At 71.0% G+C, this 15,444-nt stretch carries 9 protein-coding genes and 1 pseudogene; 6 read left to right on the top strand and 4 right to left on the bottom strand.

Annotated elements, in window-relative coordinates; translation table 11 throughout:
* Window positions 1-1,644: 1,644 nt before the first annotated feature.
* Window positions 1,645-2,970, bottom strand: a pseudogene (locus ACSYGN_RS07885) (AfsR/SARP family transcriptional regulator); the annotation flags it as partial.
* Window positions 2,971-3,182: 212 nt separating this feature from the next.
* Window positions 3,183-5,786 carry an FAD-dependent oxidoreductase gene (locus ACSYGN_RS07880; protein WP_460393287.1) on the bottom strand — a complete coding sequence of 868 codons (2,604 nt, stop codon included), beginning with the start codon at window positions 5,784-5,786 and terminating at the stop codon, window positions 3,183-3,185.
* Window positions 5,787-6,000: 214 nt separating this feature from the next.
* Between ACSYGN_RS07880 and ACSYGN_RS07875 the strand changes: the two genes are divergently transcribed.
* Complete coding sequence (locus ACSYGN_RS07875; RefSeq protein ID WP_460393285.1) at window positions 6,001-6,723, top strand: alpha/beta fold hydrolase; 723 nt, start codon at window positions 6,001-6,003, stop codon at window positions 6,721-6,723.
* Window positions 6,724-6,770: 47 nt separating this feature from the next.
* Window positions 6,771-6,980: a 2TM domain-containing protein gene (locus ACSYGN_RS07870; RefSeq protein ID WP_460393283.1), complete on the top strand. Its 210-nt coding sequence runs from the start codon at window positions 6,771-6,773 to the stop codon at window positions 6,978-6,980.
* Between the two features lie 126 nt (window positions 6,981-7,106).
* Here ACSYGN_RS07870 and ACSYGN_RS07865 read toward each other — a convergent pair whose 3' ends face one another.
* Window positions 7,107-7,691 carry a carboxymuconolactone decarboxylase family protein gene (locus tag ACSYGN_RS07865; protein WP_460393281.1) on the bottom strand — a complete coding sequence of 195 codons (585 nt, stop codon included), beginning with the start codon at window positions 7,689-7,691 and terminating at the stop codon, window positions 7,107-7,109.
* 13 nt (window positions 7,692-7,704) lie between these two features.
* Window positions 7,705-8,268, bottom strand: a complete 564-nt coding sequence (locus ACSYGN_RS07860) for a cupin domain-containing protein (RefSeq protein WP_460393279.1) — start codon at window positions 8,266-8,268, stop codon at window positions 7,705-7,707.
* A gap of 395 nt (window positions 8,269-8,663) precedes the next feature.
* Here ACSYGN_RS07860 and ACSYGN_RS07855 point away from each other — a divergent pair, with 395 nt between their 5' ends.
* The 4 genes from ACSYGN_RS07855 (at window position 8,664) to ACSYGN_RS07840 (ending at window position 15,423) form a co-directional block, all read left to right on the top strand.
* Window positions 8,664-11,879 (top strand): BTAD domain-containing putative transcriptional regulator, encoded by a 3,216-nt coding sequence (locus ACSYGN_RS07855; RefSeq protein ID WP_460393277.1) that lies wholly within the window; start codon window positions 8,664-8,666, stop codon window positions 11,877-11,879.
* Entirely contained in the window at window positions 11,863-13,059 is a 1,197-nt protein-coding gene (locus ACSYGN_RS07850) for an aminotransferase-like domain-containing protein (protein ID WP_460393275.1), read from the top strand. Before ACSYGN_RS07855 ends, ACSYGN_RS07850 begins: the two co-directional genes overlap by 17 nt.
* A 53-nt stretch (window positions 13,060-13,112) precedes the next feature.
* Window positions 13,113-14,468, top strand: coding sequence for an MFS transporter (locus tag ACSYGN_RS07845; protein ID WP_460393273.1), 1,356 nt, complete (start codon window positions 13,113-13,115; stop codon window positions 14,466-14,468).
* 124 nt (window positions 14,469-14,592) lie between these two features.
* Window positions 14,593-15,423 (top strand): alpha/beta fold hydrolase, encoded by an 831-nt coding sequence (locus tag ACSYGN_RS07840; protein ID WP_460393271.1) that lies wholly within the window; start codon window positions 14,593-14,595, stop codon window positions 15,421-15,423.
* Window positions 15,424-15,444: the final 21 nt, after the last annotated feature.

Below are 15,444 nucleotides of genomic sequence, written 5' to 3'. Positions count from 1 at the left end.
GTCGAGGGCTGCGGCGGCTTCGTCCAGCTTGCCTGCTGTGAGCCACATTTCGCCGAGGAGGCCGTACCAGGTGGCGAGGCCGGAGCGTGGTGGGTCGGCCAGTGCGGCGGCGATCAGCCGTTGTGCGTCGGCCGCGGCGCCGGCCGGGTCCTCGCCGGTCACGGCGTGTGCCCAGCACAGGGCCAGCCGCTGGTAACTGCCGAAGTAGGAGAAGGAGAAGTCCGGGTCCACGGCCATCCCCCGCTCCGCCACCTGCAGCGCCCGCTCGGGGGCGCCGGCCAGAGCCGCTGCGGTGCAGGCGAACGCGGCCCAGACGGTGATCACATAAGGGTCGTCGTCACCGGCGGACTCGATGGTGTCGAACAGTGTCCGCGCCGTGCCGAGGTCGCCGTACAGGGCGGTTGTCAGAGCGAGCATGACCGGCCCGAGCAGCCGTAGATCGTGCCGCAGCGGGTTCGCCCCGCCGCGGGCCAGGTCGTCGAGCATGGTCGAACCGGTTCGGTTCAGGTACCTGTACGCCTCGCCGATGTTGCCGACGGACCACTGGTGGATGCCCCACGCGTACTGGCCGTACGTGCGGACGACCGGGTCGGCGGATGCGTCGCCCTGTTCCAGCAGCTGCCGCGCCAGTCGCCCGGCGCGGTCGATCTGGATGCCCTGGGAATGGGCGGCCCAACGGGCGAAGAGGAAGTCGGCGGCCTCCCGTTCCCGCCCCAGGCCACGCGCCAGGTGCTCGGCCCGCTCCAACGACGCGGGCGTCGAACCGAGTTGCCCCGCCCGTATCCCGCCCACCGCGGTGAAGAGCGACAGGGCGGACAGCTCCAGCTCCGCCAGGCCCGCTCTGCGCGCCACCTGCGCGGCGGACTGCAGCTGTCGTGCGGCGGCCCTGAACGCCGACTTTCCCGCCGCGCAACGGCCGGCGCGTATCAGCGCGCCGGCGGTGCGGGCCGGGTCCGCGAGTGGGCCGGCGGCCCACAGGTGATGGGCGAGGAGTTCGGCCACCGGCTCGTCGTCCGCTGTCGTGTGCTCCAGTGCGTCGGCGACGAGCAGGTGCAGTCGGCTCGCGCGAGGTGGCGGTGTGGCATCGGCGACGGACTCGCGGACCAGGTCGTGCGCGAAGCGGAACGCATGCGGGTCTCCGGGCGAGGGTTCGAGAAGGCCGAGTTCCTGCAAGGGTTCAAGGAGGTCGAGGCAGGCCGGCATGTCGAGTCCGGCGGCCCGCGCGAGCAGCGCGAGGTCGACGTCCCGGCCGATCAGCGCGGCGATCTGCAACAGGTGTCCGGTGTCGTTGTCCAGCCGGGCCGTCCGGTCGCGGACGACGTCCCGGACGGTGGCGGGCACTCCGGTGCGTGCGGTGGCGGCCTCGGTGAGGACGCTGCGGTCGGCGAGGAGTCGGGACAGTTCCCGGACGAAGAAGGGGTTGCCTGCGGTGCGGGCGTGGATGGTGCGGGTGGCGCCGGGGCCGGGGTCCTGGCCGGTCTCATGGCGGACGAGTTCGGCCACTTCGGCCGGGTCGAGCGGGTCGAGCCGGATCCGGCGGTGGCGGGGCAGCCGGCTCGCCGCGGCGAGCAGCCGTTCCAACTCCGCGCCCGGTGCGGGCGCACGGTCACGGAGCGCCCCGATCACGGCCGTGCCGCGCGGCAGGTGAGCCGTCAGGTGGCCGAACAGATCCAGTGAGGCGGCGTCGGCCCATTGAAGGTCGTCGACGACGAGCACCACCGGCCGCCGTGCCGATACCTGACGGACGAGCGCGGCAGTCTGCTCGAACAGGCGGAACCGGGCGGTGCTGTCCGGCAGTACCGGCGTCGCGTGGCCGCTGCGGTGAGGTGCCATGAGACGGCCGAGCTCGCCCGCGTGCCAGTCCTCCCGCGCCGTGGTCGGCACGTCGTCCAGGATCGCGCCGACGGCCTGCACCCAGGGCCACATCGAGGGCGTGCCGTCTCCCTCCAGACAGCGGCCCCAGACGACGAGTGCGCCGCGCCGGTGGGCTTCGGCGTCGGCCTCCTCGAGCAGGCGGGTCTTGCCCGCCCCGGGTTCTCCCTCGACCAGGACGAACCCGGTGCCTGCAGCCAGCGCCGACTCCACCGCCTGCCGCAGCACCGCGAGCTCCTCGTCCCGGCCCACCAGGCGGCTCACGCCCGGCATCCCTGTGGTGGGTGCCGCCGGCCGCGCGGAGAATGCTTCCTCGGCCGGTGCCGGTGTCTGTTCCAGTACGCGCCGGTGTGCGGTCACCAGCGCCGGGCCGGGATCGATGCCCAACTCCTCGGCCAGCTGGGCGCGAACGGTCCGGAACACCGACAGCGCCTCCGCCTGTCGGCCGGCGGCGGCCAGGGCGATGACGAGACTCGCCTGCACCGTCTCGTGCAGCGGCGTCATCCGGGCGGCGAGATGCAGGGAGGGGAGTACGCGCTCGGGCTGACCCAGCGACACCGCGAGGTCGGCCGCCGCGACGCAGGCGTCGAAGAACTCGCCGTCCAGTGCGGTGAACGCTGCCGTCGCGGTCGATCCATGGGCGATTCCGTCACCGGCCGAACCGTGCCAGAGCCCTACCGCCTGCAAGTATCCGTCGAGCGCGACATCCGGTCGCTGCTGCGCGGCGGCGGTTCTGGCTGTCCGGACGAGTTCCCGGAAGGTGACGACATCGAGCATGCCGGGGACGGCGGCGAAGAGGTATCCGTTGCCGCGGCGCTGAAGATACGCGCCGGGTTGACGTGGGGGCAGGGCGGGCTCCAGCAACCGCCGTAGTGCACCCACGTACTTCTGGAGGATGTTGACGGCCGAGACCGGGACGTCCTCGGCCCAGATCAGGTCGACCAACTCGCTCATGCTGACCGGCTTGCCCGCCTCGGCGAGCAGCACCGCCAGCAGATACGCCTGCTGCGGAGGCCCCGCATCCAGTTCGACACCGTTCCGCCAGATCCGCAGCGGACCGAGAATCTGCAGACGCACAGGCGTGCCGGAGGAAGCCATTCTCATTCCCAATCCCAGGTTCTGGTACGCCGTTTGCCGCCATCCGTTGTCAACGGAGACTCAGCTCTTTCGACATACGCCTCGGCCGACGAGGAATATCCGTGCGGCATTTCGAGCGGCGGCCCCTGTGCCGAAGACCGCTGACACCGACCGCCGGTGGTGGACCGGCGGCCCTGGGGCGAGGCCGGGTCGTGCGACCGCCCCGCCCGCGTCTACAGAGCGATCATCAGGTTCTCGGTGGGCAGTGTCTGGCAGGCCAGCCGCCAGCCCGCGCGCAGCTCGTCCGGGGAGAACATCCCCCGGGTGTCGGTGTCGTAGGAGCCGGAGAGCACCCGCACCCGACAGGTACCGCAAGCGCCTTCGCCGCACGACTGCGGCATCGGGACGCCGGCGGCGTTGGCGGCGTCGAGGACCGACTGCCCGGGGTCGCAGGGGAACGCCGGGTCGCTGCCGGCCATCTCGACGGTGAACTCGGTGACACCGGCCGCCGCGGCGGCGAGAGCGATGGCGTGCGCCTTCTCCCGGCGGGTCTCCCTGCTCCGGCCCGATACGAACGCCTCGGTGTGGATGGCCTCTCGCGGCACCCGCAGCTCCGTCAGATGGCCGATCAGATCCTGCATCATCGGCGCCGGTCCGCAGAGGTGCACGCGGGTCGCCGGGCCGGCATGGGGCCGCAGCTCGTCGAGACCGATCCGCCCCTCCCGGTCGGTCACGAAGACCGACACCTCCAGCCCCGGCAGCCTGGCCCGCAGCGCCGTGATCTCGGGCCGGAACACCACCTCGCCCTCGGTCCGGAAGCTCGCCAGGAGAGTGATCCGGCCTGTGTGACCGGCGTCGGCGGCCGCGAGCAGGACACTCATCAGCGGGGTGATCCCGACGCCCCCGGCGATGAGCAGGAGCGTGCCCTCCGTGCTCGCAGTGCCCGCCGTGCTCTTCCCGGCGCCCGGATCCCAGGTGAACTCGCCGTGCGGGCCGCTCACCCGCAACGCCAGCCCGGCCTCCAGTTCCGCATGCAGGAAGCCCGAGCCGAGCCCGTCCGGTTCGTGTTTCACGGCGATCTCGAAGAAGCCGCTCTCCCCGGGGCTGCTGCAGATCGAGTACGACCGTTCGATCGGCTCGACGGCGACGGGCAGGTCGACCTTGACGTACTGTCCGGCGGCGAACGAGAACGGCACGGTGTCCCCGTCCAGCGGTTCGAAGCGGATCCGCCGGACCGTGGGGGTCATCGCCTCGGTCCGGGCCACGCGCAGGTAACCCTGCCAGGGCGTGGCCGGGTGCCGGGCGGGCCCGCCGGAGCGGAGGGCCCGCCACATGGTCCCGAGCTGCCGCGGTCTCAGGACGGCGTTCGCCGCCATCAGCCCGCCCGCCAACGCCCCCACCACGCCGGAACCCCAGGCGTCCTGTCCGGCCACGAAGAGGCCCTTGACCGGTGTACGGCATCCGGCCCGCGCGGATCGCAGTCGCCGGGGAGTCGCCGCGAGACCGTAGAAGGAGCCCCGGACGCTGTGCTGATAGGTCTCGAACGACAGCGGCGTCGCGAGTTCGGCGAACGCGATCGCCTTCCGGAAGCCGGGCCAGCGTTCCTCCAGCCGGGCGATCAGCCGGCCGGTCAGCTCGTCCTTGAGCTGCCGGTAGCTGTCCGGCCGCTCGTTCTCGGGTGTCCCGCGCCACTGGTCGACCACCTTCGGATCGACGAGTTCCAGCGCCTCCACCGTGTGGAACCGGGCGGCCGGGTTGTTGAGCGATGCGAACGAGACGTAGAGGGTGCCGTCCCCGGGCAGGCGGCGAAAGCCGTCGTGGTCGTCGAGGTCCGGCATGAACCAGTGGTTCTCGCCGCGCAGCCCGAACTCGGCCGGTGACCGGTCCAGTCCGAGAAACAGCATGACCGCCGACGGTTCCTCGGGCAGGTCCGCCAGTTCGTGGCTTCTCCCGATCAGGGCGTACGTGTTGCGTACTCCGGCCGCCGAGACAACGGTGTTCGTCCGCACGCGGTAGCGGCGGCCGGTGGCGGTGTCCTCGACGCCAACACCGGCCACCTCGCCTCCCTCGACAACGACCTCATGAACCCGCTGCCGGGAGCGCAGCACCACGCCGTACCGCTGGAGGATCTCCAGCACGATCCGGTTGAGCTCCTGCGGGCCGCCCACGGGGTGCGCGGTGCCCTCCATGAAGAAGGTCAGCGGGACCGCCGCGTGGAAGCCGAACGCGCTCGATGCCGGCGGAGTGCCGTACAGCCCCCACCGCGCGGCCATAACGGCCCGCAGACGCGGATCGCGGAAGCTGCGGGAGACCTCGTCCCGCACCGATCGGAACGCCGACGGGAAGAGCCGCTCGACGACGGGCGCACCCGCTTTTCGTACGCCGGCGGGGAACGACGCGAAGACATTGCGCGCGGCCAGCCCGGCCATGGCCCGGCGAGTGGTCCGGAAGAAGCCGTCGACGGCGTCGGCCTCGGCCGGGAAGTGTTCCACCAGACGCGCCCGGAATCGTTCCTTCGTGGCGGGGACGGCGAAATCGAACCCCGGGAAGTGCAGCGCGTCGTACTCGTCCGGCAGCGGCGAAAGCTGCACCCGCCCGTCCGTCATGAACTCGAGGAACGGGCCGGCGTTCGCGCTGATGTAATGCAGCCCGGTGCCGAACCGGTACCGCCCGGCGCGGGAGAACTCGTGGGTCATCCCACCGAGCGTGTAGTGCTGTTCGAGGACGAGAACCCGCCTTCCGCCGAACTGCGCGATCGTGCGGGCCGCCGCGAGACCGCCCATGCCCGACCCGATGACAACGACATCGGCCTCCTCGATCTCCTCGTTCGCCACCATCGACGCCCCCAGTCGTCCGTCCTCCGGAGGCTCACAGTGGCCAACCCGGCTTGACGTCGACTGAAGAATCCGTGGATTCCGTACGGGCCGTGCGCCGATCTCATTCCATTCCCGTCCAGTGCGACGCCGTAGCTTTGGGCCGCGCGGGCGCGAGTCGAGCCGAGTCGAGCCGTGTCGGTGTCGCTCTTCGCCGAATTCATCCGGGAGGTCGTACATGGTGAGCAGGAATCCGACGATCGTGCTCGTGCACGGAGCCTTTGCCGACAGCAGCGGCTTCAACACGGTCGCCAAGCGGCTTGTCGCCGACGGCTATCCAGTGGTCGCCGCGCCTAATCCGCTCCGGGGGCTCGCTTCCGACGCGGCACAGGTCAAGGCGCTGCTGGACAGCATCGAGGGACCGATCGTGCTGGTCGGGCACTCCTACGGCGGTGCGGTCATCTCCACTGCCGCGGTGGGGAACGCGAACGTGAAGGCACTGGTCTACCTGGCGGCGTTCGTGCCGGAGACGGGCGAGAGCGCGCAGGCATTGGTCGAGAAGTTCCCGGGCAGCACCGTGGGCGAGTCCCTGAAGCCTGTGCCGCTGCCCGACGGGCAGGTCGACCTCTACATCGACCCCGAGGTCTTTCATGCCCACTTCGCGGCCGATGTGTCAGCCGAGGAAGCCACTCTCTACTCGATCATGCAACGCCCGGCCGCCGGCGCCGCCCTGGGCGAGCCCGCCACCGGTCCGCAGGCCTGGCACACGATCCCGAACTACAACCTCATCAGCGATGCCGACAGGATCATTCCACCGGCGGCGCAGGAGTTCATGGCCCAGCGCTCCGGTGCGAAGGTCCAGGTGGTCGAGGGCGCCTCGCACATGGTGTTCGTCTCCCGGCCGGGCGCCACGGTGGCTCTCATCGAGACGGCGGCGCAGGAGCGGGCACTCCCGGAATGACGCATCTGCCGGTCGCGATGTGATGGATCCGGTCCCTGGGAGGAAGAATGCACAAAAGCGTGCAGGCCATGAGAAGGGGTCTGTGGATACACCTTTTCTGGTACATCGTCGCCAACCTGGCTCAGATCCTGCTGTGGCGGCTTCTCACCCCGGACCATTTCTTCTGGCCCTTGTGGTCGATTCTGGGCTGGGGAATCGGGCTGGTGGCCCACATCTGGGCGTTTCGCTCGGCATCCCGATCATTCGCCCGGCCGTGACCTGAGCCGCCCGGCAGCCCCGGGGCAGAGGGGGGCCGAAGCCGAGGAGGCCGAGGCGGTGCAGTCAGATCCAGGGCCTGTCCGGCATGATCTGCCGGACAGGCCCTGGGCCGCGCCTTGTCGTCGTCACTGCTGGGCAGTTGACGGATCTGGACCGGGGACCGGCACGTCGAAGCAGTTCAGCACCATCGCGATGAGGCAGTAGCTGCCGATGAGGAACACGAGCTCGCCGACCCCGTCATGGCCCAGCAACTGCGTGGCCCGGTCGTACAGAGAGTCCGGCAGTATGCGCCCGGAGGTCAACGCCATCGCGACGTCGTGGGCGACGGCCTGTTCGTCACTCAGCCCGGAGGGTCGCCCGCCCGCCGCCAAGGTCGCGATCTGTGCCGCCGGAAGGCCGACCTCATCTGCCGTCTGCTCGTGTGCGTACAGCAGGTACCGGGCGCCGTAGGCGCCGCCGACGGTGAGGATCGCCACCTCGCGAACGATGGGATCGAGGTGAGCCTCGGCCGCGACCGCCCGCTGGAGAAACAGCGCCGGAACCCCGAACGTGGGGAAGTGCAGCATCGCCGCGAACGGCCCGACGAGCGCGCCGTCGTCGTCGAGGATGACGACGCGGCCCTGCTCCTCGGTGACGAGACCGGCGATGCCGTCATGCACCTCGCGGAGCCGCGGGTCGAGCTCATCGGGCGGGATGGGTCGGATACGCATACGACGCTCCTCCTCAGAGTCCGTCGGTGTACTGGCCGTCGATGAGGACGAAGGCGACCCGGCAGTTCGCAGCCGACCGGTTCGCCCATGCGTGGTTGGTGCCGCGCTGAATCACGATGTCTCCGGTGCGGACGACGGTCTCGCCGTCGTCGAGAACCAGCGTGAGCTCGCCCTCGATGACGATCCCGTAGTCGATCGTCTGCGTGCGGTGCATCAACGGATGCGGCGCGCCGGCGGCGGACCGAGCGGCGTCGGCACCGCCCATCTCCCCGAACTTCTCGGCCGCCTCGGCCCCCGTCAGGTTCCGGATCCGGTCGTCCTCCGGAGGGAAGTCGATCACCCGGATGCGAGTGCCGCGCTCGGGAGGTCCGAGCACCAGACCGTCCTCCGCCGGCTCACCCGACTGCCGGTCGATGACGGCCGGCGTCTGGCGTGTGTTCCACACCTCATGGAAGACCGGGCCACCAGGCCCGCCGATCTCCACCACGCGAGTCGGCGGTGCGTCCTGCGTGATCACCGCGCGGTCGGACGCGTCATGGCCGGTCACGATTCTCCGGAACGGTTGCAGTGGGCTCATGTGGTGAGTCCTGCCCCTTTCATCTGATGTGGGCATTCAAGGTCGTCGAGTCAGTGGGGTAAGCAGCCCGGCAGGCAATGACGCCGCCGCACACCGAAAGACTGGCGCCCTCCACTTGACGCAGAGTGGACCGCCTGCGGGCAGTGCTCCACTGTCCGTAAAGTCCGTCTCGGTACGCACGCCCAGCGAGAAGGGCGCCGACCGACGTCGCCCTCGCCCGAAGGTGAAGTCGGCACCCGCCACGGAGGATCCGGCGACGGTGCCTGTGCGCTGAGCACGTGCAGGGGCGAGCTTTTCCGCACCCAGCGGTGGAATTGGGCCGGTCCACGTACACTCGCACGAAGTCGGACCCAGCGAAGATCGCGTCGTGTCATCCCCGGATCGAGGAGTCAGCGGTGCCAGTCCTTGCAGCCCGGTCCGGCGGTGAAGACCAGCCGGCCGGTAGAGGCTCGCCGTATCTGCAGATCCTGGGCCCGTTACGGATCTGGCGCGACGGCGCGGAACTGGATGCCGGGCCACGGCAACAGGCATACCTCCTGGCTCTGCTGCTGGCCCGCACCGGCAGGCCGACCAGCACGAGCGAGCTGATCGACCTGATCTGGGGCGATGACGTCCCCTCCAGCGCCTTGAACGTTCTTCAGAAGTACATCGGCGCGTTGCGACGGCTGCTCGAGCCTCTGCGGCCCGTCCGCGAAGCCGGCTCGTTCCTCCACCGTCGCGGCAGTTCCTACCTCTTCGCCGCCGGCCCCGCCACGCTGGACCTCGTCGCCTTCCGGGAACTCGTCGATGCCGCCAGGGCCGCGCTGACTCGGCACGATCACGAGGTGGCCCTCGATCACTACGTCGGAGCGCTCGGGCTCTGGCACGGTCCGGCGGGCGACGGCATCGCCGACGGGACACTCGCCACCACGGTCTTCGCCGCACTCGACAACGAGTTCTACGACGCGTGCACGGCGGCGGCGGAGCTCGCCGTGTCGACGGGCCGACCGGAGCGGGTGCTTGCGGCTCTTCAACTGGCCGCATCGATGGCACCGTTCAACGAACCCGTGCTGGCCGGTCTCGTCGGCGTTCTCGGTGCCACCGGACACCAGGCGGAGGCGCTGTCGGTGTTTCGTCAGGTCCGCGACCGGCTCGCCGACGAGCTCGGCATCGACCCGGGTCCGGCGCTGGAGGACGCACACCGGCGGATTCTCACCCAGTCCCCGGCGTCGCCGCTCGTGCGGGAGGCGGACGAGGAGGCCGGGCGGACCACGGCGGCCACCTTGATCGGCCGGACCGAGGAACTCGCCACGCTGCGGCGCATGGTGGAGCGCGCACTCGCCGGCGACACCGCGATCGGCGTCGTCGAGGGCGAACCGGGCGCAGGCAAGACCCGGCTGCTGGAGGAGGCCGCCGCCGTGGCGGGCCGGCTGGGTGCACTCACCGTCTGGGGCTCCTGCCTGGAGGGCGACGGGACGCCGGCGATGTGGCCATGGGAACAGGCACTGAGCCAGGTCGTCCACAGTCTGCCCGCCCCGGCGGGCAAACAGTGGTTCACCGGCGGGCTGGGAAGCCTCCTTGCGGCGCGGGACGACGCAACCCGGGAGTTTCCCGACGGCAACGCCCAGTTCCGGCTGTTCGAACAGGTCGTCGCCCTCGTCGGACAGGCCTCGGCGCGGCGGCCCACACTCCTGATACTCGACGATCTCCAATGGGCCGACGCCACCTCCCTGCAGTTGTTGCAGCACCTGGCGGGGCGGCTGCCCCATGGCACCGCGATCATCGGCGCGCTGCGTGACCGCGCACCCGCACTCAGCCCGGACCTCTCCCGGGTGCTGGCCGCTGCCAGCCGGCGGCCCGGTCACCGGAGGTTCCGGCTCGGCCCGCTTGGTCCGGCCGACGTGGCCGAACTCATCCGGCAGGAGGCCGGCCAGGATCCCGGCGACGCCGTCGCCCGCGCGATCCACGCCCGTACCTCCGGCAATCCGTTCTTCGTCCGCGAACTGTCCCGGCTCCTCAGCGGGGCCGGCGCGATCGGCGACGGCGACACGTCCGCCTCGGCCGGGGTCCCGTCCACCGTCCACGACGTCGTCCGCGACCGGATGGCCGGGCTCGACGACCACGCCCGCGACCTGCTGCGGGTGGCCGCGCTCATCGGCCGCGACGTCGACCTCAGGCTGCTGTCCCGCGCCACCGGTGTGGACGTCGCGGACTGTCTCCACCGCCTGGAACCGCTGCACACTCTCGGGCTGCTCGAACCCGGGCCGCAGGACCCGTCCTCGCTCCGCTTCGCGCACGACCTGGTGCGTGAGTCGGTCTCCGAGACCTCGACGAAACAGCAGGCCGCCCAGCTGCATCTGCGCGTCGCGGACGCGCTCGAACAGATCCATGCCGACGACGAGGACATCGCCGAACGCCTCGCCTACCACCTGTGGGCCGCCGGCCCCCTCGCCGAGCCCGTTCGCGCCGCGGAGGCACTGATCCGCGCCGGGCGCCGCGCGGCAGCCAAACTCGCGTTCGAGTCCGCCAATCGACAGCTGCGCTCCGCCATACAGGTCACGCGGGCTTCCGGACTCATGGAGCTGGAGTTCTCCGCCCTCACGCTGCTCGCCATCGTCGTCAGACGACAGTCGGGGTACGACGCCTCGACATTCGATCTGCTGGAGCGGGCCGAATACCTGGCCCGCACCCTCGGCCGGGAGGCGGAGGCCGCCGACTTCCTCTTCATCCGTCTGATGGGTGCCTACACCTCCATCGAGAAGGGCCGCGGGCAGTTGGCCCGGAGCATGCACGAGCTCGGTCAGGTGTCCTCCGATCCGGCCGTCCGACGCTACGGCCGGCAGGCCTGGGGCCTGCATCAGTGGGACATCGGCAACATCGGCGAGGCGTACCGGTCCTTCAGCAAGGAGGATGTCGCCGCTGCCGGCGGCACCCTCGCCCCGGACGAAGAGACACCGCTCCGGCGGGACGGCAGCATTCCCGGAGAAGGGCCCGGCTGGCGGGCGGTCATGACCGCGCTGCACGGCGATGTCGACGCGGCACTGGCTTTCGTCGACACCTGGGACACCCCGGGGGACCCGTACGCGACCTCGGTCTGGGTCTACTACACGACCATGATCGCTTCCATGGCCGGGGACGCCGAAGCGGCACGGCGAGCCGGCGAGCGGTGGGCCGCCGCCGGCCTCGCCCGTCTCGGCGCCCAGATCGACCACTACATCAGGCAGTTCTGGTGCTGGGCACGCGCCCTCACCGGCGAGGATCCGGCCGACGCCGCGGCTGAGGCTGAGGAACTCCTGGTCGCCAACCTGCTCGATCCGCCGCAATGGGGCATCGCCTACCACTACGCACTGATCGCCGAGATGTGGCTGGCAGCCGGATCGCCCGATCGGGCCGACGCCGCTCTCGACCGAGCCGACCAGGCCATGTGGGACTACGGCCAGCGTTACGCCGAAGGGCTGCTCCTGCTGCTGAAGGCGCGCCTGCTGCAGGCCCGCGGTGCACCCCTCACCGCTGTCCGGGCCGCCGCCGAACGGGCCTGCATGCACTCCACCGCATGTGAGGCGCACCTGTTCGCGCGACGCGCCGAACGACTCCTCTCAGGACTGGAGGCAATGCATGACCGCGGGCTCTGAGGAACAGAGCGGGCTGACGGCCCTGGCCCGGGGGCTCTCGGCGCCGAAGGGCTTCGTCGACGCCAGCCTGGCCGCCCCCGCCCCCGGAACGATCAGCCTGCTGGGTGGCATCCCCGCGCCCGAGGCTCTGCCGGTCGAGGCGATCGGCCGGGCATCGGCGCGGCTGTGGCAGGCCCCCGACGCCGCGGTCGCGTGCCTGCAGTATGCGCCGGCGCGCGGATCCGCCGCGCTGTGCGACTGGATCGCGAAGCGGGAAGGCGTCGACCCGAGCCGGATCGTGGTGACGAACGGTGGCATGCACGGCCTCGCCCTGGCGGTGCTGACCGTCGTCGAGCGCGGTGCCACCGTCGCGGTGGACGATCCGGTGTTCCCGGGTTTCCTGTGGGCCCTGGAGGTGTCGACGACGCGGATCCTGCCGGTACCGGTCGTGGCCGACGGCTTCGACGTCGAACACCTCGCCCGGCGGCTCGCCACCGGCACCCGGATCGCCGCGGCCTACACCGTGCCCGACTTCCACAACCCCGCCCAGGTCAGTCTCTCGGCGCCGAAGCGGCAGGCACTGATCGAGCTCGCCGAGCGGTACGGCTTCTATGTGATCGTCGACAATCCGTACCGCGAACTGCGCTTCGGCGGCCAGGACCAGGGTGTCGCCGTCTTCAACCAGTCGGATCGGGCGATCCACGTCAACACCTTCACCAAGACCCTCGGCCCCGGCTGGCGCGTGGGCTGGCTGGTGCTGCCCGACCACCTCGTGGACCCGGTGATCCGGCTGCGCAACCGCCTCGACGTACACACATCCTCGGTGACCCAGGCGATGATCGAACGGCTGCTCACCGACGACGCCCCATGGTTCGACCGGGTCGTGCGCAGCGCCACCGCGCTGTACCGGGAACGCGCCGGCGTGCTCATCGACGCCCTCCGGGAACAACTCCCGGGCGCCCTCGACATCGTGGCCCCCGAAGGCGGGCTGTTCCTCTGGCCGCGGCTCACCGACGACGCCGTGGACCCCGCGGCGCTGTTCCGGCGGGCGGCCGCCCACGGCGTGCTCTACCAGCCGGGCGAGTACTTCGCGGCGGACCCCCGGCAGCGGTCTTCGGCCCGGCACCTGCGGTTCGCCTACAGCGACCGCACTCCGGAAGAACTGCGAGAGGCCGTACGCCGGCTGGCCCTGGCCTTCTGAGGACGCACACGAGCAACGACAGTCCCCCATGGCGGATTCCCGGAAGGCGGCTCATGACCAACGTTCGGCTCCCCCTGCGCGCACTCGTCCCGTTCGCCGCCGGTTCCATCGGCATGGGCATCTGGGCCACCGTGCCGGGCATCTTCCTGCTGTACTTCCTGACCGACGTCCTGGCCGTGCCGCCGCAAGTGGCCGGCCTCGCGCTGCTGCTGCCGAATGTCGCCGACATCGTGGTGCGCCCGTGGGTGGGCCGGATCTCCGATGCCGGCCTGGCCCGCGGCGGCCACCGCCGGCGACTGATGGCGGCCGGCTGCGTCGTGGTGCTCGCCTTCGTGGCCGTGTTCGCCGTGCCGTCGGACCTGCACGGGACAACCGCCGCGCTATGGGTCGCGGCGGCGCTGGTCGCCGGCAAACTGCTCTACTCGTGCTACCAGGTCTCCTATCTCGCCACACCGGCCGACCTGGGCATCGGCTACCACGAGCGGACCCGCCTCATGGGCTACCGCAATGTCGTGATCACCGTGAGCGTCCTGCTCGCCGGCGTGGCCGCGCCGGTGGTCGCCGGCGACGATCCGGGCGTCGGCGACTACACGAGAATGGCCCTGCTGCTCGGCGCGGTCATGCTCGCGGCGATGCTGGTCGGCATCACCGGCGTCGCCCGCCTCAACCGGGCCGCGCCGGGCACCCCGGCCGGGCCGGGGCACCGGGGCGGGCTGCTGGTGGCGCTGCGCGACCGGCAGTTCCGTGCGCTGACCGCGTCGTATCTGACCGTCGCGATCACGATGAAACTGGTACTGGCCGCCATGCCGTACTTCGCCGAGTACGTGATGGGCCGCTCCGCGCTCACGCCCGTGCTCATCGCGGCGTTCATGGCGCCGGCGGTCCTGACCACGCCCCTGTGGGTACTGGTGGCCCGGCGTCTCGGCAAGCAGCGCAGCCTGCTCGCCGCCCAGGCCGCGTTCGTGGCCGGCTCGCTGGTGCTGGCCCTGGGTGCCGCGGCGGGCCTGCCCCTGCTGATCGCAGCCGTGGCCGTGCTGGGCGTCGCGTTCGCCGCGATGCAACTGATGCCGCTGTCGATGGTGCCCGACGTCATCGCCGCCGCCGGGCCGGCCGGTAGTGCCAGTGCGGGCAGTTACACCGGCGTGTGGACCGCCGCCGAGGCCACCGGCGGCGCAGTGGGGCCGTACGTGTACTCGGCCTGCCTGGCTGCGGGCGGGTTCGTGGCCAGTACCGCGGGCGAGCATGCCACGCAGTCCTCCGGCGCGCTGGCGGCCGTTCGCTACGGCTTCACCCTGGTGCCGGCCGTGCTCATGACGATCGCCATCGCGTTGCAACGCCGGTACACCTTGGACGAGCGCGCCCACACCGCGGCGCCGAGTGCCGTCGCCCCGGAAAAAGCAGCGGGGTAACGGAACTTATAGTGAAGCGGCCCCTGTAGGGCGCCCGGATTTGTGTTCAGTGCCCGTCAAGTAACCGGTCCTACGCTGACCCGCGTTCACAGCGAGAACACCGGATACCGAAGGGTACACATCGATGACGACAACTCGCCGGGGGCTGCTGGCCGGATCCGCCGCGGTCTTGGTGGGCGCCGCACTCGACGCGCCCGCCGCGCAGGCACACACCGGAAGCGGCAGCGGAAACGGCAGCGGCAGCGGCCAGAAGCCCACCGTGGTACTCGTGCACGGCGCGTTCGCCGACGCCTCCGGGTGGAACGGGGTCGCCTCCCGGCTCATCCGCGACGGCTATCCGGTCATCGCACCGCCCAACCCACTGCGCAGCGTGGCCTCCGACTCCGCCTATCTGGCCGGCATCCTCGCGACCCTCAGCGGCCCGCTCGTCCTCGTCGCGCACTCCTACGGCGGGATCGTCGTCACGAACGCCGCGACCGGCAACCCGAACGTGAAGGCGCTGGTCTACGTGACCGCGTTCGTGCCCGATCAGGGTGAGACGCTGCTGGGCCTGCAGACGAAGTACCCGGGAAGCAGGCTCAGCGAACAGGCGCTGGACTTCCGTCCCTACGGTGAGGGACTCGTCGACGGCTACATCAAGAAGGAGCTCTTCCACGACGTGTTCGCCGGGGACCTGCCGAAGGCGACCACCGAGCTGATGTGGGCCGGCCAGCGGCCGGCGGACGTGCGCACCCTCGGGGAGCCGTCCGGCGCCCCGGCCTGGAAGACCGTTCCGTCCTGGTACCTCGTGGGCCGCGACGACCAGGTGCTGCCCCCGGCGGCGCAGCGGTTCATGGCGCGCCGGGCCGGCGCCCACACCTTCGAGGCCGACACCTCGCATGTCGCGATGATCGCGCAGCCCGCGGCGACGGCCGCCCTCATCAAGCGCGCCGCCGTCAAGCACGCCGCGCGCTGACACCGACAAGCCGACGAAGCC

The sequence above is a fragment of the Streptomyces sp. YIM S03343 genome (genome assembly GCF_054729195.1).
The sequence above is the reverse complement of the archived record's forward strand: the minus strand, read 5'-3'. Positions and strand labels throughout refer to the sequence as shown.

Excerpts from the sequence above, each read along its gene's own strand:
- ACSYGN_RS07880 (WP_460393287.1), bottom strand. The coding sequence starts at position 5,786 with ATGGTGGCGAACGAGGAGATCGAGGAGGCCGATGTCGTTGTCATCGGG.
- ACSYGN_RS07875 (WP_460393285.1), top strand. The coding sequence starts at position 6,001 with ATGGTGAGCAGGAATCCGACGATCGTGCTCGTGCACGGAGCCTTTGCC.
- ACSYGN_RS07870 (WP_460393283.1), top strand. The coding sequence starts at position 6,771 with ATGCACAAAAGCGTGCAGGCCATGAGAAGGGGTCTGTGGATACACCTT.
- ACSYGN_RS07865 (WP_460393281.1), bottom strand. The coding sequence starts at position 7,691 with ATGCGTATCCGACCCATCCCGCCCGATGAGCTCGACCCGCGGCTCCGC.
- ACSYGN_RS07860 (WP_460393279.1), bottom strand. The coding sequence starts at position 8,268 with ATGAGCCCACTGCAACCGTTCCGGAGAATCGTGACCGGCCATGACGCG.
- ACSYGN_RS07850 (WP_460393275.1), top strand. The coding sequence starts at position 11,863 with ATGACCGCGGGCTCTGAGGAACAGAGCGGGCTGACGGCCCTGGCCCGG.
- ACSYGN_RS07845 (WP_460393273.1), top strand. The coding sequence starts at position 13,113 with ATGACCAACGTTCGGCTCCCCCTGCGCGCACTCGTCCCGTTCGCCGCC.
- ACSYGN_RS07840 (WP_460393271.1), top strand. The coding sequence starts at position 14,593 with ATGACGACAACTCGCCGGGGGCTGCTGGCCGGATCCGCCGCGGTCTTG.